This is a genomic window from Pseudomonas rhodesiae, from assembly GCF_007858255.1.
Lineage (GTDB): Bacteria > Pseudomonadota > Gammaproteobacteria > Pseudomonadales > Pseudomonadaceae > Aquipseudomonas > Aquipseudomonas rhodesiae.
Window position 1 is genome coordinate 178,580 of record NZ_VFEU01000006.1, and the last position, 19,725, is coordinate 198,304.

Annotated in this window: 15 protein-coding genes; 5 read left to right on the top strand and 10 right to left on the bottom strand. The window is 60.9% G+C overall.

All coding sequences use genetic code 11. The features are described from left to right. Positions 1-67: 67 nt before the first annotated feature. Positions 68-328 (top strand): hypothetical protein, encoded by a 261-nt coding sequence (locus FIV35_RS11535; protein ID WP_034138001.1) that lies wholly within the window; start codon positions 68-70, stop codon positions 326-328. Positions 329-598: 270 nt separating this feature from the next. Here FIV35_RS11535 and FIV35_RS11540 read toward each other — a convergent pair whose 3' ends face one another. Together FIV35_RS11540 and FIV35_RS11545 are read right to left on the bottom strand one after the other, a co-directional pair. Next, positions 599-1,537 (bottom strand): sensor domain-containing diguanylate cyclase, encoded by a 939-nt coding sequence (locus FIV35_RS11540; RefSeq protein ID WP_034137893.1) that lies wholly within the window; start codon positions 1,535-1,537, stop codon positions 599-601. Positions 1,538-1,688: 151 nt separating this feature from the next. Next, on the bottom strand, positions 1,689-2,051 hold the full coding sequence (locus tag FIV35_RS11545; RefSeq protein ID WP_034097015.1) for an NUDIX hydrolase: 363 nt from the start codon (positions 2,049-2,051) through the stop codon (positions 1,689-1,691). Between the two features lie 124 nt (positions 2,052-2,175). Between FIV35_RS11545 and FIV35_RS11550 the strand changes: the two genes are divergently transcribed. From FIV35_RS11550 to FIV35_RS11565, 4 genes are all read left to right on the top strand, one after another. Further along, positions 2,176-3,156 carry a Gfo/Idh/MocA family protein gene (locus tag FIV35_RS11550; protein ID WP_034137894.1) on the top strand — a complete coding sequence of 327 codons (981 nt, stop codon included), beginning with the start codon at positions 2,176-2,178 and terminating at the stop codon, positions 3,154-3,156. Positions 3,157-3,192: 36 nt separating this feature from the next. Further along, entirely contained in the window at positions 3,193-3,822 is a 630-nt protein-coding gene (locus FIV35_RS11555) for a ribonuclease T2 family protein (RefSeq protein WP_034137895.1), read from the top strand. 78 nt (positions 3,823-3,900) lie between these two features. Continuing rightward, positions 3,901-5,589 carry a phospholipase D-like domain-containing protein gene (locus FIV35_RS11560; RefSeq protein WP_034137896.1) on the top strand — a complete coding sequence of 563 codons (1,689 nt, stop codon included), beginning with the start codon at positions 3,901-3,903 and terminating at the stop codon, positions 5,587-5,589. 84 nt (positions 5,590-5,673) lie between these two features. After that, the gene (locus FIV35_RS11565) at positions 5,674-6,261 is read left to right on the top strand and encodes a LysE family translocator (RefSeq protein WP_034137897.1); all 588 of its coding nucleotides are present in this window, start codon (positions 5,674-5,676) and stop codon (positions 6,259-6,261) included. Here the strand turns inward: FIV35_RS11565 and FIV35_RS11570 are convergent. The 8 genes from FIV35_RS11570 to FIV35_RS11605 all read right to left on the bottom strand — a co-directional run bounded on the left by FIV35_RS11570 (position 6,203) and on the right by FIV35_RS11605 (position 19,688). After that, positions 6,203-7,078 (bottom strand): AraC family transcriptional regulator, encoded by an 876-nt coding sequence (locus FIV35_RS11570; RefSeq protein ID WP_034137898.1) that lies wholly within the window; start codon positions 7,076-7,078, stop codon positions 6,203-6,205. The two genes, FIV35_RS11565 and FIV35_RS11570, sit on opposite strands and share 59 nt — an antisense overlap. Positions 7,079-7,141: 63 nt before the next feature. Then, the gene (locus FIV35_RS11575; RefSeq protein ID WP_034137899.1) at positions 7,142-10,576 is read right to left on the bottom strand and encodes a hypothetical protein; all 3,435 of its coding nucleotides are present in this window, start codon (positions 10,574-10,576) and stop codon (positions 7,142-7,144) included. Positions 10,577-10,678: 102 nt separating this feature from the next. Continuing rightward, positions 10,679-12,307, bottom strand: coding sequence for an ABC transporter ATP-binding protein (locus tag FIV35_RS11580; protein ID WP_034137900.1), 1,629 nt, complete (start codon positions 12,305-12,307; stop codon positions 10,679-10,681). Position 12,308: 1 nt separating this feature from the next. Continuing rightward, positions 12,309-13,328, bottom strand: a complete 1,020-nt coding sequence (locus FIV35_RS11585) for an ABC transporter permease (protein ID WP_034137901.1) — start codon at positions 13,326-13,328, stop codon at positions 12,309-12,311. Position 13,329: 1 nt separating this feature from the next. Then, on the bottom strand, positions 13,330-14,403 hold the full coding sequence (locus tag FIV35_RS11590) for a microcin C ABC transporter permease YejB (protein ID WP_034097024.1): 1,074 nt from the start codon (positions 14,401-14,403) through the stop codon (positions 13,330-13,332). Next, positions 14,404-16,239, bottom strand: a complete 1,836-nt coding sequence (locus FIV35_RS11595; protein ID WP_034137902.1) for an extracellular solute-binding protein — start codon at positions 16,237-16,239, stop codon at positions 14,404-14,406. Continuing rightward, complete coding sequence (locus FIV35_RS11600) at positions 16,236-18,065, bottom strand: extracellular solute-binding protein (protein ID WP_034137903.1); 1,830 nt, start codon at positions 18,063-18,065, stop codon at positions 16,236-16,238. The genes FIV35_RS11595 and FIV35_RS11600 overlap by 4 nt, the downstream gene beginning before the upstream one ends. A 210-nt stretch (positions 18,066-18,275) precedes the next feature. Next, entirely contained in the window at positions 18,276-19,688 is a 1,413-nt protein-coding gene (locus FIV35_RS11605) for a lytic transglycosylase domain-containing protein (RefSeq protein WP_034137904.1), read from the bottom strand. Positions 19,689-19,725: the final 37 nt, after the last annotated feature.

The window sequence follows — 19,725 nt, forward strand, 5'->3', positions numbered from 1 at the left end:
CAAATCCAGTGTGTCCGTTTGCATACAATTGCGCAGTGATTGCCACGAGAGCAGGGCGCGAATGGTCATGCAGCCGCCAGAACACTCCTCATCCAACAGCGTGCGCTACCTGGTCGCCGGCGTGGTCGGCGTGGCGCTGATGCTCGGCGCCTATTTCATGCAGATCAACGCCGAAGCGGACCGTCAGCGACAGAGCGCCGCCGAGCGCCTGACCCTGTGTCGGCAGGTGGCGCGGGTGGCCAGTGCGACGGCATTCGGCGGGGCGGATGTGCGCGATACGTGCGAACAACTGAACGAAGAATCGAACAAAGGCAACCCACCGTTATAAGTAATAACCCTTGTTTATAAGTGGAATAGTCGTCGTTAGTTGCACCAAAAGAAGGCATTTAATATCCCTGATCACATAAAAAACATGTGGATATTGAATGACTTACGACGTTTTTAATCCGACGAAAGGACGTAAATAATGTTGTTACAGGTTTTTTCAGTGGTTACTATAGCCGGGCGTTCACCTCCCACGGTTTATGCATTTTTAAATCCCAAGTTTCCATCAGCTACTTGGGATTTTTTTTGTCTGGGATTTGGCCGCAGGCCGGGCTCAATCGTCGGCAAACGCCGCACGCATGCGGCCATCATGCTTGGCCTGATACAGCAACTTGTCGACCTCCTCGACGAATTCCAGCGCTTCGCTACCCGCTGTGACCAGTCGCGTGCCGACACCCAGGCTCAACGTTAACAGGTGGGACACGGCGGAATGCGGATGTTCGATCTCCTGTTGGCAGATCAGGTGCAGGCAGCGTCGTGCCACTTGCCGGGCGGATGCAGCGTCGGTTTCCGGCAGCAACCACACAAACTCTTCGCCGCCGATCCGCGCGATAAAGTCCCTTGGCCGATTCGCGGCCAGTGCCAATGTGCGCGCTACTTGGCGTAGGCAGTCGTCGCCTTTGATGTGGCCGAAGTGGTCGTTGTACTGCTTGAAAAAATCGATATCCAAAATGATCAACGACAGCGGCAATTGGCTGCGCTGGGCGCTGGCCCATTCGCGTTCCAGCACGGTGTCGAACATGCGCCGGTTGGCGATGCCCGTCAGGCCATCCTGATAGGAGTATTCCTCAAGTTGCTTTTGCAGGCGGATCAAGTGCTCTTCGGTCTGCTTGCGCTCGCTGATATCGAACATAAAACCAATCAGTGCTTCGACTTCGCCGTGCTTGCGTATCACATGCACCACATCGCGAATCCACACGTAATCGCCATTCACCGTCAGGGCGCGGTAATCGGCCTCATGGTCGACGCCGGCACGGGACTGCGAGACGCAGATGTTCACCACATACTCCCGGTCGTCCGGGTGCATGCGCTCGACCCAGTCGTCCACGCTGACCCAACTGTGCTGGCTCCAGCCCAGCAATGTTTCGATCTGCGGCCCGATGTAGCTGAAGGTCATGCTCTGCCAGTCGATACGCCAAGGAATGGCTTTAGTGGACTCCAGCAGCGTTTTGTAGACATCACTGTCGGTTTGGCTCGAAGGGACATGGCTCATAACGGACTGCTCGGAATGATGGCTAAGTGCCAAGAGCCTCTTGTGATCCACGCCGGGAGTCAAGCGTTGCGCGAGGCAACGGACGGGAGGTCGCTCAGGAGTTCAACGGTGTGGACAACGAAGGCTGTTCGAAGGCGACCAACGCCTTGAGTCACAGGCGCCGCAGAAAGGATTTGACGATATGACGCGTGGCATCCGTAGTGTCCAGCTGATCCATGGCGGTATAGGCATGCCACTGGCAATCGACGATCTCGTTGCATGGCCGCGCGTCTTCAATGTTCACCACCGAGGCTTCGAACACATGGTGCACGGTGTCGCGGGCCTTGAGTTCCTGCAGGTACAGCAAGCCATCCACATTCAACCCGGTTTCTTCTTCCAGTTCGCGTTCGGCGGCGCCTACCGGGCGTTCGTCGCGTTCGACCTTGCCGCCGGGCAAGGCCCATTTTGATCGGGCTTTGCGCACGAAGAGGATATGCCCCTCGTGTTCGCAAATGACCGTTGCCCGGATTTTCATGGTCTGTGCCTCGTAAGAATCAACTGTCATAAAAGTGTAATGCAATTGTCATGCTAAGGGGTTATGGCGCGTGGCCGTGGGTATGTGGATACTGCCCGATTGATCAGAACGCACGAGGTAAACCATGACGACCGTACGCTGGGGCATGATCGGCTGTGGCAGTGTCACTGAAGTAAAGAGTGGACCCGCCTTCTACAAAGCGCCAGGTTCGGCCTTGGTTGCCGTGATGGGGCGCCGTGAGGAGGCCGTGCGCGATTATGCGGCACGTCATCAGGTTGGCCGCTTCTACACCGATGCCCAGGCACTGATCAACGACCCCGACGTGGACGCCGTGTACATTGCCACGCCCCCCGACAGCCACTTGGAATACAGCCTGATGGTAGCCGCCGCCGGCAAGCATTGCTGCGTCGAAAAACCCATGGCCCTGAATGCCGAGCAAAGCGCGCTGATGCAGCGCACCTTCGAGCGCGCCGGGCTGCACCTGTTTGTTTCCTACTACCGGCGTTCCCTGCCGCGTTTCCAGCAGGTGCGGCAGTGGCTACAGGAGGGGCGTATTGGTGAGCTGCGTCACCTTACCTGGACCCTATGCAAGCCACCGGGTGCCGAGGATGCCAGCGCCGCCAACTGGCGCACCGACCCGCTGATCGCCGGCGGTGGCTACTTTGCCGACCTGGCCAGCCATGGGTTTGATCTGTTTCAGTACCTGGCCGGGGATATCGTCGAAGTGTCCGGTTTTACCGCGCGTCAGGCCGGGCGCTATGCAGCGGAAGATGCTGTGACGGCCTGCTGGACTTTCGACTCGGGCGCGCTGGGCATGGGCTGCTGGAACTTTGTCGCGGATCGCAAGGAAGACCGGGTCGAACTGATCGGCAGTCGTGGGCGCATTGTGTTCTCGGTGTTCGAGGAGCAACCGCTGCGCCTGGAAGGCGAATTCAACGAAGTGCTGGATGTGCCGTGCCACGCGCATATCCAGTGGCACCATGTGCTGGCCATGAATGCCCATATTCGCGGCGAGGCCGAGCACCCTTCGTTGGCCATCGAGGCGCTGAAGACCGATCGAATCCTGGATAAGGTGTTGCAACGTAACCCCAATCACCCTGGCTGAACGCGGTACACCTGGTTTTTTTCAAGGAATCGGTAGATGAAATACTGGATGTTGATTTGGCTGGTGCTCGCCACGTGCGCATCGGCGGCACCGCGTGATCAAGGCACGCCGGGGCAGTTTGATTTTTATGTGCTGTCGTTGTCGTGGTCGCCGACGTTTTGCCTGACCCACCCGGACAACGAACAGTGCTCGGGCAAGGGCTATGGTTTTGTACTGCACGGTCTGTGGCCGCAATACGCACGGGGCGGTTGGCCGGCGTCGTGTGCGCCGCAGTCGCAACTGAGCCGTGAGGCGCTGGACAAGGGTGCCACGTTGTTTCCGACCCGTGCGCTGCTCAAGCACGAATGGGCCAAGCATGGCACCTGCAGCGGCCTGGAACCGTTGGCGTATCTGGACAAAACCGACGCGGCATTAGGGGCAGTGGTGATCCCCGAGCAATTGCAGCCATTCAACACGCCGCCGACGCTGCAGGCCCGCGATATCGAGACGCTGTTTCGCGAAAGCAATCCACGCATGGGTAACCACGGGCTGGCAGTGATTTGCAAAGGTAAGGTGCTGTCGGAAGTGCGCGTGTGCCTGACCAAGGACCTGGCCTTCGCCGGCTGCCCACGCAGCGTGAAAAGCCAATGCCACGGGGGCGATATCCGCATTCCGGCGCAACGCTAGAATGTCCCGGGCTCACTGGCTGGAAGTGATACAGGCGCTAAACTTTCAAAGACTGCCTTCAGGCAAAAGGAACATCGCTTGGACACTGACTTTGAAAGTAAGACAACCTTTCAGGGACTGACCTTCAAGTTGTATCGCGCAGAGGGTAGCGCACTACTGGCATTCGACTTGGCGCCAGACCTCGCTACCCGTGATTTTGTCGGCTTCAGCATCGAAGTGCGCTACCCCGGTGCCGACCACTGGGGTGCACTGCACAATCGCCTGCATTTCGACTACCCACCCACGCCGGAGCGGCCGCGCAGCTTTGCTTCTACCGAGGCGCCGTTCCAGAAATTCCGCTGGATTCACGTGCCCAGCCAGATCCTGCCGGGTGTCTATCGATACCGGGTCACCGCCTGCTACATGGGCGCCGACGGCGCGTTGCGCAAGGGCGTGGCGGTGGAAAACCAGATTTGCCTTGAGGCCCAGACAATCAGTGGCTTCCTGAATGTCGGATTTACCCGCGGTTTCGCTTCGTCCCAGGCTTACGGTGATCGGTTCGACAATGAGACCCGCATCCTGCCGCCGGCAGGGGCTGCCCCCAGGGCGTCTCTGGATCTGGATATGGCGCCCTTCGAAGCCCATTACCAATGGCTGGGTTTCGAGGCGCGACGATTGATTTTGCACGTTCTGGATCAGGTCGCCAACGACCCGCAGTTAACCCTCGATGCGCTGATTTACGAAAGCAAGGAACCCGACATCCTGCGCCGCCTGGAGCAACTCGGCCCGCGCCTGCGCGCGATCATTGACGACCACGGCGAGCAGGGCGCCGCCGACAGCTGCGAAAGCCTCAGCGCCGCGCGCCTCGCCAGTGCGGGGGCCCAGGTCAAGCGCCTGCATTTTTCCAGCCAGCAACACCATAAGGTGTTGATCGTAAGGCGTGACGGGCGGGCGATACGGGTGCTCGGCGGCTCCACCAACTTTGCGCTGCGCGGCCTGTATATCCAGGCCAACAACGTGCTGCTGTTCGACGATGAGCGCGTGGCCGGCAAGTTCGCCGAGGTGTTCGAGGCTTACTGGGCCGCGCCCATGGCCTTTCGCAAAAACCCGCTGTCGCAACGCTGGTGGGTGGTGCGCGACCAGCCGGGCTCCAAGGTCTCACTGTGTTTTGCGCCCCATGCCGACAGTGGGTTGTCCCTGGACCCGATTGCCGCCAGCATTGAGCAGGCCAGCAGTTCGGTACTGTACTCGGTGGTGTTTCTCAACCTGATCAACGGCAAGGTTCGTACTGCGCTGGATGAGTTGATGCAGCGCGCGTTGTTCTCCTACGGTGTTGCCCAACGCCAGGGCCGGTTGGCCGTGCGCAAGCCGGATGGTTCGGTGGGCCTGCTGCCGTTCGCTTATCTGGCCAGCAATGCCACGGCGCCGTTCAAGGCCGAGTGGTCAGGCAATGCCGGGAACATGGTGCATAGCAAGTTCGTGGTCACGGATTTCAATGGTGCTAACCCCACGGTGTACACCGGTTCTTCCAACCTCGCCGGGGGAGGGGAGAAAAACAACGGCGACCACCTGATCCGCATCGAAGACCGCAGGATCGCCGTGGTGTACGCGGTTGAAGCGTTGCGCCTGTTCGACCATTTCCACTTCCGAGTCAATGCCAGTCAACCTGGCGCTCTGGATACCTTGCGCCTGGCCAAACCACCGGCACCCGGGGACAAACCCTGGTTCGATGCCTATTACCGCACCGGTCATGTGAAGATGCGGGACCGTGAGTTATTCGTGAAATAGCGCTTTACGGGGGGCATTTTCTTCAATACCAGAGGCGTTCGTGCCTTTACCGTGACGTTATCTTCACTGTCACAGGGATTCGTCATGAGCTTGATTCTTTCCATGGCCGCTTTCGCGCTGGCCACCTCCATCACCCCCGGCCCGGTCAATGTGGTGGCGCTCAGTTCGGGCGCGCGCTTCGGTTTTGCCGCCAGCCAGAAACATGTATTCGGCGCCGCCGTGGGCTTTACCGTGCTGTTGGTGCTGATTGGCTTGGGCCTGCATGAGGTGCTGCTGCGCTGGCCGATCCTGACTCAGCTGATTAAGTGGGGCGGGGTCGCCTTCCTGCTGTACATGGCTTGGAAACTGGCGGTGGACGATGGGCGCCTGGACGCCCAAGGCCGCGCAACCGCGCCATCGATGCTCTACGGCGCAATCATGCAATGGCTCAACCCCAAAGCCTGGCTGGCTTGTGTTGCGGGGATGGGGCTGTTTGTGGCGGACGGCGCCAGGGCGCAGGTCTGGGTGTTTGCCGGCCTCTATCTGGTGATCTGCTACCTGTCGGTGGCGTGCTGGGCCTACGCCGGCACCTTTTTGCGCCGCTACCTGAGCAACCCCCAGGGCGTGCGGGTGTTCAACCGTTCAATGGCCGCGTTGCTGGTGGCCAGTGTGGGTTATTTGCTGATGGCTTGAGACGGTCGCGATATTGCCCCGGCGTGGCGGCGAAGTGCTGCTTGAACGCGCGCTGGAAATGCGCCTGGTCGGCAAACCCGGCGGCCAGGGCCACATCGGCGATCAGCTCGCCCTGGCGCAATTGGGCGCGGGCAAACTGAATGCGTTGGTTCACCAAAAAGGCATGGGGCGTCAGCCCGTAATACTGCTTGAACGCACGGATCAAGTAAGAAGGCGACAGCTCGGCCGCCTGGCAGATATCTTCGAGCTTCAACGCTTGAGTGCAGTGCTCCCGGATGTATTTGGCTGCCCGTTCCAGCTTGTGGTTCACCTCACGCACCGGCGTCGGCGACGGGTTCAGGCGTTGCTGCACGTCGCTGAAGTAACTCACCAGCGCGCTCTGCTTTTGCAGGTGTTCGGCCTGCTCATCCACCACGATGCGGTACAGCTCCAGCAAGCCACGGTACAGCAGTGGGTCGCGGGTATACGGTGTGTCGAATGGCCGGTAGCCCTGATCGGTGCTGAAACCCAACTGATATTGCAGCTCGGTGAGCCAGGGCGTGTCGATATACAGCATCTGGTAGGACCATGGCTCGTTGGCGATGGGGTTGCAGGCATGGACATCGCCGGGGTTCATCAACACCACGGTGCCAGCGCTGATTTCAAACGTGTCGGCACCGTAGTGGTAATAGCTGCGTCCGGTGGTGATCGCACCGATGGAAAAGTGCTCGTGGGCGTGCCGTGCATAAGTGACTTTGCGCCCGTCGGCGATGGTGCGCGCTTCGATAAACGCCAGCGCTGGGTCGCGCCAGAAAACAGGGGCGGTCGCGGTGGTCATGGGCAGGGCTCCTGGCGCAGATCGAGTGAGCAACTGTATATCAAAGCGCCGACTGTTCAAGTGTCAGTCCGCCTTGAGCGCCATTTCCAGCAAAAAGTCGGCCCATGGGTCGGTGCCGCTTGCGGCTTCAAGCAGCGTCAGTGGACGCTTGGCTTTTTCGCGCAAAGCCAGGCCGTCGTGCAATGGGTGCTCCAGGATAATGTCGGCCACTGCATGGCTGCGCGGTGAATCCAGCGTGCGTGGCACGCGTCTGCCCAGGCTATCCAGTGGCGGCACTTCGGGCGCCTGGGGCAGGTCATTGCCGAGCGGGGTGAGAATCATATCGGTGGTCGCTGTCGACGACCCTGGGTCTTGTGGCCACGCACCCTGTGCATAGGCTGTCCAGTCGAAGTGGCTGGCGGTGTCGACGCCGTGCGGCAATTGCCGGGCATCGAGGTCGAGGCGAGGGCGTATAAGCAGTTGCCTGGGGAAGCATTCGTAGACATACGTGGTGCTGACATAGGTGACGGCCATCAGCACGCCGAACCGTCCCACTTGGGCGGCGGCACGGCTTGAGGCGCTGGGGCGGCTGAGCTGGAAAAATCGCACCTGACCGTATTCCAGCGCCTCTCGGCGCGGCAGGGTCAGTTGCGACAACCCAAAACAGATGGACTCGCGGTAAGCCGCCTTGAGCTGTTGCAACTTGTGATCGAAGGCTTGGAAAAATACCTGGCTGACCGACCCCAGCAAATGAAAGCGCTTGGCCATCTGTCGATATTTGACGGCTGGCTGGGACGAGTGCCAATGCTGGGAGGTGGCGTCCAGGTCGCCGGCCATATGCAGATCGGTGAACGAATATTTAGGGCCGGTGTGGATACCTTCGAAGCGCTTGTCTTCAGAAAATGGCGAGTCAAGCGGCAGCCACATCAGGATGCGCGCCTCCAGCCAGCCGTTGTCGGGATACACGCGGCGCAGGTCGTTCAGGGCGGTCTGGCGCAGCCATACCACGGGTTCGGCGAACGCCTCCAGGGTGCTGCGCAGGCGTGTGCGCTGGGCATTGATCGCATCGACCGCGTTTTTCACGGACTGTGTGCCATAGCGCCGTTGAGGCGCCAGCACGCCGTTGACCACGGCCCACTCCAGCACCGCCGTGGTGGCCTGAGGGCTGTCAAGAAAGGTCTGCCAGCGATCTTCGGGTGGCAGATACGCGAGGGCCATGATCTGCGCGTGGGTCAATTGACGGGACGAGCCCGGCAGGCTTTTTTCCAGATACATAACGTACTGACAGAACAGCGTCCAGGTATGTGAGCCCAGGTAGGGCTCGTCTTCGGGGATGTCGCGCACCAGCAACTGCGGGCCTTTTTCACTGAGGATCAAGTGCGCCGCCAGGGCCGCCGTGGGTCTGTCCAACACACCCATAGCGGTTTCGATGTCCCGGCGCACGAACGGTATGGACTCGCCCCAATAGAAGTCGCCGTGCCAGTCCAGCACCTGGATACCCGTGGGATGTGCCTCGAACCTTGGGTCCAGGCTCAGGATCAGCGCGGCCAGTATCAGCGCGTTGCGGCTGCCGCTTTCGCCCCGTTCGCTGGCGTGGCTACCATGCCAGTGCAGGGTGTTGGACAGCACTTCGCCCAGTTGTTGGGCCAGGGGCGATGCGAGCAGGCACGGGATCAGGTAATCGGCTTCGGCTCTGACGTCAGCCACAGTCTTGCCGGTCAGCAGGGGCTGGCTCAGGTATTCGAACAGCGTGCCGGGCTGGCCCTGCATAAAGTCGAGGCTGAGCGCGACGAGCTGTTCACGCTCCTGCGGGGACAGGGTCCACGCCGAAGGGCGCGCGTCGCGCGGCTTGAGTGCACGCCAATACGATCCCTGGCTTGACCGTTGTGGCAGGCTGACTTCCAGGCGTTGCAGCACCCGCCGAGCATCCGCCAGGCTTTGCGGCACACGAAAACCGTACAGCCGCAACGCCTGCTGCAGGCTCACCGTGTCGTTGGTGCGCAACTGGCCACCCGTTCGGGCGGCCAGCGGCCGCAATTGCGATACCCGCTCCATCAGGTGGTCATGCTCGGCCACGGCATCGTTCAGGGACTTCCAGACGCCGTCCAAGTCGCGGGCCTCGATGTTGCCGGATTCGCTCAGCAGCACGTGGCTGGCGGGATCGATGCGCAGGCGGGTACGCAGGGCCAGAAAGGCCGGATCGTCGGTCACCAGGCGTAAGTGGCGGTAGGCACTCTTCACCGTGGCCCGGAGCGCGTCCGGGTCGCCACTGATCACCCGATCCAGGCCGTCGGGCCCTTGTAACTGGCCGCTGTCGAGCACTTGCGCCAGCACGGTACGCAGGCGGTGGCGGTCATTCAACATGCCCACATAATGGCGAAAGCGTCTGAGTGTTGCCGCGGTGCGCACAGCCTTGAGCACCACCGGTTGCGCGGGCGTCGGCCATTGGCGCAAGCGCTGGATCAACGCACCGATATGTGCGGGCCCTTGCACAGGTTCGAAGCCGTAGGCTGTCAGGGCGTCGGTGAGGTCGACGGAGTGATCGGGGTAGATGCACACCCCCAGTTGCGCACCCAGCAGCACTAACCGCTCCCAATGTGGCGTCGGTGAGGGCAGCAGCGTGCGTTGTTCCTGGGCCGTATCGCGCTCGGTCACACAGATCAACTGGCGCGCGAAATCGTAGTGGGCCTGGGCATCGACGAGGTGGTGCTCATCCAGGATCAAGTACAACAGCAGCGCGGCTTCCTTGACGCTTTTGGCCAGCGTCGAGTGGGAGGTCAGGTCGACGCGGGTGTGGCTGAGCTCGGAAGGTGTTCCGTCACATTGCTCCAGGGCAGTGGCCAATCGCTGAAAATCGAGCCGCTGTTGCGTCAGTTCCGCGTGGATGATCGATTTGCTGCGGCCGTTATCGTCAAACGCCGGAAAGGCTTGCAGCGCACGCAATTCCTCGATGATCGCCAGTGCCGCGAGGCGATTGGTTGGCATAGGGTAACCATGGAACGCCAGTACGAGGTTCAGCGTCAGGGTGGTGATGCCGTCACTCGATTTGGTGCCGATGTATGGCATGCCCAGCGCGAGCGGGTCGAGCAGTTGGCTGATGAAAATGATGGGTTTGGCCAACGTCCACCATTTGGACGTGCCTGCCAGGGTAAACACCTTGGGCACGCCGTGTGCGGTGACGTGAAGGTTGCTGTCATGTACCCGCAGCGTGCTCAGCACCATGCCTTCTGTAGCGGCCCAGGCGATAAAGTCCTTGCTGTTGACGGCCTTGCTGAACGCCGCGCACCACTGACCCAGCAGGGATAGTTCGGGGATGGGTACCGGCGTGGTTGCGGCGGGCAAGGCTGCGTCTGTCGTGCCGGAGAGCAGGCTGATCAACCGCGCGATCAAGGCGGCGTCGCCGCTGGGGTGTGTCTGGGGCTCAAGCGGCGTGGCGCTGGAGGGACCGACGGTGACTGACATCGCAATGCCATCGTGCGGGTCGGCCCCGCTCAGGGCCAGGCTGGGGAAATCGTCCATGAAGAGTGCTCCGGGTGGCTAAACCCGGATCATCCCTCCGTTGGCGGTCGCTTCAGTAGCAGGGCTTTCCGCACCGGTTGTGGTGTGGTTCCGCCAGGGCAGTCAGGGAGCGCTATGCGTCGGGCAGTCGTCGGGCGCCGCCAGAAACGCGGCTTTGAGCAATTGCTGGGTATAGGCATGTTGTGGATCGGCAAAGATCGCCTGCGCATCACCTTGCTCCACCACTTGGCCCTGCTTGATCACCATCAATTGGTGACTCAGCGCCTTGACCACCGCCAGGTCGTGGCTGATGAACAGGTAGGTGAGGTTGTACTTGGCTTGCAGGTTGCGCAGCAGCTCCACCACTTGGCGCTGCACCGTGCGGTCGAGGGCGGAGGTGGGCTCGTCGAGCAGGATCAAGCGCGGCTTGAGCACCAACGCGCGGGCAATGGCGATGCGCTGGCGCTGTCCACCGGAAAATTCGTGGGGGTAGCGATGGCGCGAGTCGGGGTCCAGCCCGACTTCCTTGAGCGCCGCGATAATCGCCGCTTCCTGCTCGGTCGGGGTGCCCATCTTATGGATGCGCAATCCTTCGCCGACGATCTCGCTGACGCACATGCGTGGGCTCAGGCTGCCGAACGGGTCCTGGAACACCACCTGCATTTCCCGGCGCAGCGGGCGCACCTGCTGCTGGTTGAGGGCGTCCATTTGCTGACCTTCGAAACGAATGCCGCCGCGGCTGCCGATCAAGCGCAGAATCGCCAGGCCCAGGGTGGATTTGCCCGAGCCGCTTTCGCCGACGATGCCCAGGGTTTGGCCCTGGGGCAGGCTGAAGTGGATGCCGTCCACCGCTTTGACGTAATCGACGGTGCTGCGCAAAAAGCCCTTCTTGATCGGGAACCACACTTTGAGGTCATCCACCACCAGCAACGGCGGCCCGACGGCATTGGTCGCCGGCCCGCCGCTGGGCTCGGCGGCCAGCAGTTCCTGGGTATAGGGGTGCTGCGGGGCCTGGAACAGCGTCTGGCAATCGGCCTGCTCGACGATGCAACCTTGCTGCATCACGCACACGCGATGAGCGATGCGTCGCACCAGGTTCAGGTCGTGGCTGATCAGCAGCAAGGCCATGCCCAGGCGCGCCTGGAGTTCCTTTAGCAGTTCGAGGATCTTCAACTGCACGGTGACGTCCAGAGCGGTGGTGGGCTCGTCGGCGATCAGCAGTTCCGGCTCGTTGGCCAGGGCCATGGCGATCATCACGCGCTGCCGCTGGCCGCCGGACAATTCATGGGGCAGGGCCTTGAGGCGCTTGTGCGGTTCAGGGATGCCCACCAGCTCCAGCAGCTCCAAGGTGCGCTGGGTGGCGACTTTGCCGGTGAGGCCCTTGTGCAGGCCAAGCACCTCATTGATCTGCTTTTCGATGCTGTGCAGTGGGTTCAGCGAGGTCATCGGCTCTTGGAAAATCATCGCGATGCGGTTACCGCGAATGTGCCGCAGGGGCTTTTCCTTGAGGGTCAACAGGTCCTGCCCCGCGTACTGGATGGTGCCGGACGGATGCCGCGCCAGCGGGTAGGGCAGCAGGCGCAGGATCGAGTGGGCGGTCACCGATTTGCCGGAACCGCTTTCGCCCACCAGCGCGAGGGTTTCGCCGCGCTTGATATCGAAGCTGACGTTGCTCACCACCCGGTGATGATGCTCGCCGGTCACAAACTCGACGCTGAGGTCGCGGATTTCGATCAGATTGTCCTGATTCATCTCATTTCCTCGGGTCGAAGGCATCGCGAGCGGACTCGCCGATAAACACCAGCAAACTCAACATGATCGCCAGCACGGCAAAGGCACTCATGCCCAGCCACGGCGCTTGCAGGTTGGATTTGCCCTGGGCCACCAGTTCGCCCAGGGACGGCGAGCCGGCCGGCAGGCCAAAGCCGAGGAAGTCCAGGGCGGTGAGGGTGCCGATGGCGCCGGTGAGAATGAACGGCATAAAGGTCATGGTCGAAACCATGGCATTGGGCAGGATGTGGCGGAACATGATTGCGCCGTTCTGCATACCCAAGGCCCGCGCCGCACGCACGTATTCAAGGTTGCGCCCGCGCAGGAACTCGGCGCGCACCACATCCACCAGGCTCATCCACGAAAACAGCAGCATAATCCCCAGCAGCCACCAGAAGTTAGGCTGCACGAAACTGGCGAGAATGATCAGCAGGTACAGCACCGGCAACCCGGACCAGATTTCCAGAAAGCGCTGCCCGGCCAGATCGACCCAGCCGCCGTAGAAGCCCTGCAACGCGCCGGCGATCACGCCGATGATCGAGCTGAGTACGGTCAGCGTCAGCGCGAACAGCACCGACACGCGAAAACCGTAGATCACCCGCGCCAGCACATCGCGCCCCTGGTCGTCGGTGCCCAGCAGGTTGACGCTTGAGGGCGGTGCCGGCGCCGGCACCTTGAGGTCGTAGTTGATGCTCTGGTAGCTGAAAGGGATCGGCGCCCACAGCGTCCAGGCGTCCTTGGCCTTGAGCAGTTCCTGGATATACGGGCTCTTGTAGTTGGCCTCCAGCGGAAACTCGCCGCCGAACGTGGTCTCCGGGTAGCGCTTGAGCGCGGGGAAATACCAGCTGCCGTCGTAGTGCACGGCCAAGGGCTTGTCGTTGGCGATCAGCTCGGCGCCCAGGCTGAGCACAAATAGAATCAAGAACAGCCACAGCGACCACCAGCCACGCTTGTTGGCCTTGAAGCGTTCGAACCGACGGCGATTGAGGGGGGACAGGTTCATCTCAATGCTCCCGGCTGGCAAAGTCGATACGCGGATCGACCAGGGTATAGGTGAGGTCGCCGATCAGCTTCACGATCAACCCCAGCAGGGTGAAGATAAACAGCGTGCCGAACACCACCGGATAATCGCGGTTGATGGCGGCTTCGAAGCTCATCAGGCCCAGGCCATCGAGGGAAAAAATCACTTCCACCAGCAACGAGCCGGTGAAGAAAATCCCGATAAACGCCGAGGGGAACCCAGCGATCACCAGCAGCATCGCGTTGCGGAATACATGGCCGTAGAGCACGCGGTGATTGGTCAGCCCCTTGGCTTTGGCGGTGATCACGTACTGCTTGTTGATCTCGTCGAGGAAACTGTTTTTGGTGAGCAGGGTCATGGTGGCGAAGTTGCCGATCACCAGCGCCGTGATCGGCAACGCCAGGTGCCAGAAATAATCGAGGATCTTGCCGCCCCAGCTCAGCTCGTCGAAGTTGTTGGACGTCAGCCCGCGCAACGGGAACCAGTCGAAATAGCTGCCGCCGGCGAACACCACGATCAGCAGGATTGCAAACAGAAACGCCGGGATCGCGTAGCCGACGATGATCGCCGAGCTTGTCCACACATCGAAATGGCTGCCGTGCCGCGTGGCTTTGGCGATCCCCAGCGGGATCGACACCAGGTACATGATCAGCGTGCTCCATAAACCGAGGGAGATGGACACCGGCAGTTTTTCCTTGATCAGGTCGATGACCTTGGCGTCGCGGAAAAAGCTGTCGCCGAAATCCAGGCGCGCGTAGTTCTTGACCATGATCCACAAGCGTTCCGGCGCCGATTTGTCGAAGCCGTACATCTTCTCGATTTCCTTGACCAGTGCCGGGTCCAGGCCCTGGGCGCCGCGGTAGCTGGAGCCGGCCACGGAGACTTCGGCACCGCCGCCGGCAATCCGGCTGGTGGCGCCTTCGAAGCCTTCGAGCTTGGCGATCATCTGCTCCACCGGGCCACCGGGAGCGGCCTGGATGATGACGAAGTTGATCAGCAGGATTCCGAACAGCGTCGGGATAATCAGCAACAGGCGGCGAACAATATAGGCCAGCATTCAATCGCCTCCGCTTGCCGAGTCGGCGCTGGGGGTGGTGTCGTCGGGGGTTACCGGTTTGACCTCGGGTTTGGCCCACCAGGTGGCGGTGCCGACGTCGTAGCGCGGCGGTGTTTTTGGATGGCCGAGGTGGTCCCAGTACGCCACGCGGAAGGTTTTGATGTGCCAGTTGGGGATCACGTAGTAACCGAACTGCAGCACCCGATCCAGGGCCTTGGCATGGGCCACCAGGCTTTTGCGCGAATCGGCGTCGATCAACGCTTCTACCAGTTGGTCGATGGCCGGGTCCTTGAGGCCCATGTAGTTACGGCTGCCAGGCTTGTCGGCACTGGAAGACTTCCAGTACTCGCGTTGTTCGTTACCCGGCGAGGTCGATTGCGGGAAGCTGCCCACCAGCATGTCAAAGTCCCGCGAGCGCAGGCGGTTGATGTATTGCGACACATCGACGCGGCGAATCACCAGGTCGATACCGAGGTCCGCCAGATTGCGCTTGAATGGCAACAGCACGCGCTCGAACTCGGTCTGGGCCAGCAGGAACTCAATGGTCACCGGTTTGCCTTGGGCGTCGACCATCTTGTCGTCGACGATGCGCCAACCGGCCTCTTGCAATAGCTGATAGGCCTCGCGTTGCTGTGCGCGGATCATGCCGCTGCCGTCGGTCTTGGCCGGTTCGAAGGCCTGGGTGAAGACTTCGGGAGGGATTTTGTCCCGCAACGGCTCAAGGATGGCCAGTTCATCCGGGCCCGGCAGGCCGGTGGCGGCCATTTCCGAGTTTTCAAAATAACTGCGGGTGCGGGTGTAGGCGCCGTTGAACAGCTGTTTGTTGCTCCATTCAAAATCCAGCAGCAGGCTGATGGCCTTGCGCACCCGCACATCTTGGAACATCGGTCTGCGGGTATTGAACACAAAGCCCTGCATGCCGGTGGGGTTGCCGTTGGGGATCTCTTCCTTGATCAGCCGGCCCTGGGTGACCGCCGGAATGTTGTAAGCGTTGGCCCAGTTCTTGGCGCTCATCTCTTGCCAATAATCGAACTGCCCGGCCTTCAGGGCTTCGAGTGCCACCGTGTTGTCGCGGTAATAGTCGGTGACGCGGTAATCGAAGTTGTAAAAGCCCTTGGCCACCGGCAGGTCCTTGGCCCAATAGTCCTTGACCCGCTCGTAGCGAATCATGCGTCCGGCCTTGACCTCGGCGACCTTGTACGGTCCGCTGCCCAGGGGTATCTCAAGGTTGCCCCGGGAAAAGTCGCGAGTGGCCCACCAGTGCTTGGGCAATACCGGCAGTTGGCCGAGGATCAGCGGTAGTTCGCGATTATTGGTTCGCTTGAACTTGAACAGCACCCGCAGCGGGTCTTCGGCCACCACGTCGTCGACATCGGCGTAGTAGGTGCGGAAGATCGGTGCGCCGTCCTTGATCAGGGTCTGGAAGGTGAACACCACGTCTTCGGCACGGATAGGGTGGCCATCATGGAAGCGCGCTTCGGGGCGCAGGTAGAAGCGTACCCAGCTGTTGTCCGGGGCTTTTTCGATCTTGCCGGCCACCAGGCCGTACTCGGTGATCGGTTCGTCCAGGCTTTGCATGGCCAGGGTGTCGTAGATCAGGCTGATATTATCGGCCGGCACGCCCTTGCTGATGTACGGGTTGAGGCTGTCGAAGCCGCCCATGCTCGATTCGCGGAAAGTGCCGCCTTTGGGCGCATCCGGGTTCACGTAATCGAAGTGTTTGAAATCGGCGGGGTATTTCGGCGGTTCGTTATACAGCGTCAACGCATGTTGTGGCGCGGCGTGGGCCGCGGTGCACAGCAACAGGCTGACGAGTGCAGTACGCAAATACATCATTGGGCTTTCTCCGAAGCTTTCAGCCACCACGCGCTCAGGCCCAGGCTATAGGGCGGCGTGGTGACAAAGGCGAACCGGTTGCGGTAGGCCAGGCGATGATAGTTGAGGTACCAGTTGGGAATGCTGTAGTGCTGCCACAGCAGCACCCGGTCAAGGGCGCGTCCCGCGGCCAGTTGTTCTTCGCGGGTCTGGGCCGCCAGCAGCTGTTCCAGCAGATGGTCGACCACCGGGTTGGCGATGCCCGCGTAGTTCTTGCTGCCTTTGATAGCGGCCTGGCTGGAGTGGAAATACTGCCATTGTTCCAGGCCCGGGCTGAGGGTCTGGTTGAGGGTGATCAGGATCATGTCGAAGTCAAACTGATCCAGGCGTTGCTTGTATTGCGCACGGTCGACGGTACGCAGGCGCGCATCGACACCGATGCTGATCAGGTTCTCGACGTAGGGCTGCAGAATCCGCTCCAGGTTCGGGTTGACCAGCAGGATCTCGAAGCGCAGCGGCTGCCCGTCCTTGTTCAGCAGGCGCTGCCCCGACAATGTCCACCCAGCCTCACCGAGCAGGGCCAGGGCATGGCGCAAGGTCTCGCGCGGGATTCCGCGACCGTCGGTGTGGGGCAGGCTGAAGGCTTGGGTGAACAGGTTAGGCGGCAGTTGATCGCGATAGGGCGACAGCATCAGCCATTCATGCCCGACCGGCAGACCGGTCGCGGCGAACTCGCTGTTAGGGTAGTAACTCAAGGTGCGTTTATAGGCGTTGCTGAACAGCGTGCGGTTGGTCCATTCGAAGTCGAACATCAGGCCCAGGGCCTCGCGAACCTTGATCTGGCTGAAGGTCGGGCGCCGCGTGTTCATGAACAGGCCTTGGCTCTGGGTCGGTATCTGGTGGGCAATCTGTGCCTTGATCACCTCGCCACGGTTGACCGCCGGGAAGTTGTAGCCATTGGCCCAGTTTTTGGCCTGGTGTTCGATATAAATGTCGAACTCGCCGGCCTTGAACGCTTCGAAGGCCACGTCGCTGTCGCGGTAGAACTCTACGTCGACCTTGTCGTAGTTGTAGAACCCCCGGTTGACCGGCAAATCCTTGCCCCAGTAATCCTTGACTCGTTCGAACACCAGCTGCCGGCCCGGCGTGACCTTGCTGATACGGTACGGACCACTGCCCAGCGGCGGTTCGAAGGTGGTGGCCTTGAAATCGCGATTTTTCCAATAGTGCTGGGGCAGTACCGGTAACTCCCCCAGGCGCAGGATCAGCAACGGGTTGCCGGCGCGCTTGAACACAAAGCGGATTCGATGGGGGTTGAGCACATCCACCCGCGCCACTTCCTGCAGATTGGTGCGGTATTGCGGGTGGCCTTCGGTCAGCAGGGTGCGATAGGAAAACGCCACATCGTCGGCGGTGATCGGCTTGCCGTCATGGAAGCGCGCTTGCGGACGCAGATTGAACACCACCCAACTGCGGTCCTCGCTGTATTCCACCGACTGCGCAATCAGGCCGTAGCTGGAGGTGGGTTCATCGCCGGACGGCGCATATTCGCCGGTGCCGACCATCAGCGGCTCGTTCAGCTCATTGATGCCGTATTGCGAGAAGTTGGGCGTGGAAACCGGGCTTGAGCCCTTGAAAGTATAGGGGTTGAGCGTATCGAAGGTGCCAAACCCCATCACCCGCAAAGTGCCGCCTTTAGGCGCCGCAGGGTTTACCCAGTCGAAGTGGGTGAATTTGGCCGGGTACTTGAGCGTGCCGAACTGCGCATAACCGTGGCTTTCGGTAATCGTCGCGTTCGCAGCGAAGCTCAAGGCCAGACTTATTAGTAGAAGGAGGGGACGCTTCAAGTCAGAGATCCGATCCAGGCGGCTTGGGCTTTATGGTCGGTACAGTAACAGCTTGTTCCGGTTGGAAAAAGACAGTCGCAAACACTGGAGAGCAATGTGGGAGGGGGCTTGCCCCCGATGTTGGTGTGTCAGCCAGTGAATCTGGTGACTGGCACACTGCCATCGGGGGCAAGCCCCCTCCCACATGGTTTCTGCGGCGTTCTTCAGGCGTTAGCGCGGCCCAGACACCACCAGCATTTGCCCTGGCTTCAGTGCCTGGCCGGTGCGCGGGTTCCAGCGCTTGAGATGCTGCATCTCGACGTTGAAGCGCTTGGCGACGATGTACAGCGAATCACCTTTCTTGACCTTGTACTGCACCGGTTTCTTGCTGTCGGCCTTGGCCACCACCTTGCGGTTGTCCTGCATCACGAGGATCTGGCCGACCTTGAGGGCCTGGCCGTTGAGCTGGTTCCAGCGCTGCAGGTCGTGCACATCGACTTTATTGGCTTTGGCGATCAGCGTCAGGTTGTCGCCACTGCGCACTTTGTAGGTGCGGGTGCGGCCGGCCACCCGCGTGGTCTCGACTTCGTCGAACACCTGTTTTTTCGGACGCATCGCCAGCAATTCTTCAGGCTTCATCGTCGACAGGGTGCTGGTGAGCAGTTGCGCCTTGGAACTGGGCACCAGCAAATGCTGCGGCCCATCCAGGGTGGTGCGTTGTTTCAAGGCCGGGTTGAGCTGGAACAGCTCGTCTTCGTCGATTTCAGCCAGCGCGGCGACCCGGGACAGGTCCATGCTTTGCTTGACTTCCACCACTTCGAAGTACGGCGTGTTGGCAATCGGGTTCAGGTTGACGCCGTAGGCTTCGGGCGCCAGCACCACTTGGGAAAGCGCCAGGAACTTGGGCACGTAGTCCTTGGTTTCCTGGGGCAGCGGCAGGTTCCAGTAATCGGTCGGCAGGCCGAGCTTTTCGTTGCGTTCGATGGCGCGGCTGACGGTGCCTTCGCCGGCGTTATACGCGGCCAGGGCCAGCAGCCAATCGCCGTTGAACATGTCGTGCAGACGGGTCAGGTAGTCCAAGGCGGCGGTGGTGGAGGCGGTGATGTCGCGACGGCCGTCGTAGGCACGGGTTTGGCGCAGGTTGAAGTAGCGCCCGGTGGAGGGGATGAACTGCCACAGGCCGACCGCGTCACTGCGCGAATAGGCCATTGGGTTGTAGGCACTTTCGATCACTGGCAGCAGTGCCAGCTCCAGGGGCATGTTGCGTTCTTCAAGACGTTCGACAATGTAATGAATGTAGAGGCTACCGCGTTCGCCGGCGTTTTCGAGAAAGGACGGATTGCTGGCGAACCACAAGCGCTGTTGCTCGATGCGCGGGTTGACGCCTACACCCTCCTGCAATTGGAAGCCTCGGCGCATCCGCTCCCAGACGTCCTGGGGTACTTCAGGGCTGGGCTTCTCGGAGAGCCAGATAGGTTTCTGTTTGATTTTGGCGGCAAGATTGGGTTTGGGTTGCACGGTGGATTGTGCGGCGAAATTCGTCGATTGGCAGCCCGCCAGTGTGGCGGACACGGCCACCGCCACAGCTTGAGCCAGGCGGGTCAATGCGTCTGAATGGTTGGATTTACGAATAGATGACGACATTGGCTGGAAGTAAGTTCCGGGCAAAAATGTCGGGCGA

Bases quoted from the DNA above. Each gene is read 5' to 3' on its own strand.
- FIV35_RS11565 (WP_034137897.1), top strand. From the start codon at position 5,674: ATGAGCTTGATTCTTTCCATGGCCGCTTTCGCGCTGGCCACCTCCATC.
- FIV35_RS11575 (WP_034137899.1), bottom strand. From the start codon at position 10,576: ATGGACGATTTCCCCAGCCTGGCCCTGAGCGGGGCCGACCCGCACGAT.
- FIV35_RS11540 (WP_034137893.1), bottom strand. From the start codon at position 1,537: ATGAGCCATGTCCCTTCGAGCCAAACCGACAGTGATGTCTACAAAACG.
- FIV35_RS11605 (WP_034137904.1), bottom strand. From the start codon at position 19,688: ATGTCGTCATCTATTCGTAAATCCAACCATTCAGACGCATTGACCCGC.
- FIV35_RS11590 (WP_034097024.1), bottom strand. From the start codon at position 14,403: ATGCTGGCCTATATTGTTCGCCGCCTGTTGCTGATTATCCCGACGCTG.
- FIV35_RS11535 (WP_034138001.1), top strand. From the start codon at position 68: ATGCAGCCGCCAGAACACTCCTCATCCAACAGCGTGCGCTACCTGGTC.
- FIV35_RS11585 (WP_034137901.1), bottom strand. From the start codon at position 13,328: ATGAACCTGTCCCCCCTCAATCGCCGTCGGTTCGAACGCTTCAAGGCC.
- FIV35_RS11580 (WP_034137900.1), bottom strand. From the start codon at position 12,307: ATGAATCAGGACAATCTGATCGAAATCCGCGACCTCAGCGTCGAGTTT.
- FIV35_RS11595 (WP_034137902.1), bottom strand. From the start codon at position 16,239: ATGATGTATTTGCGTACTGCACTCGTCAGCCTGTTGCTGTGCACCGCG.
- FIV35_RS11545 (WP_034097015.1), bottom strand. From the start codon at position 2,051: ATGAAAATCCGGGCAACGGTCATTTGCGAACACGAGGGGCATATCCTC.
- FIV35_RS11555 (WP_034137895.1), top strand. From the start codon at position 3,193: ATGAAATACTGGATGTTGATTTGGCTGGTGCTCGCCACGTGCGCATCG.
- FIV35_RS11550 (WP_034137894.1), top strand. From the start codon at position 2,176: ATGACGACCGTACGCTGGGGCATGATCGGCTGTGGCAGTGTCACTGAA.
- FIV35_RS11570 (WP_034137898.1), bottom strand. From the start codon at position 7,078: ATGACCACCGCGACCGCCCCTGTTTTCTGGCGCGACCCAGCGCTGGCG.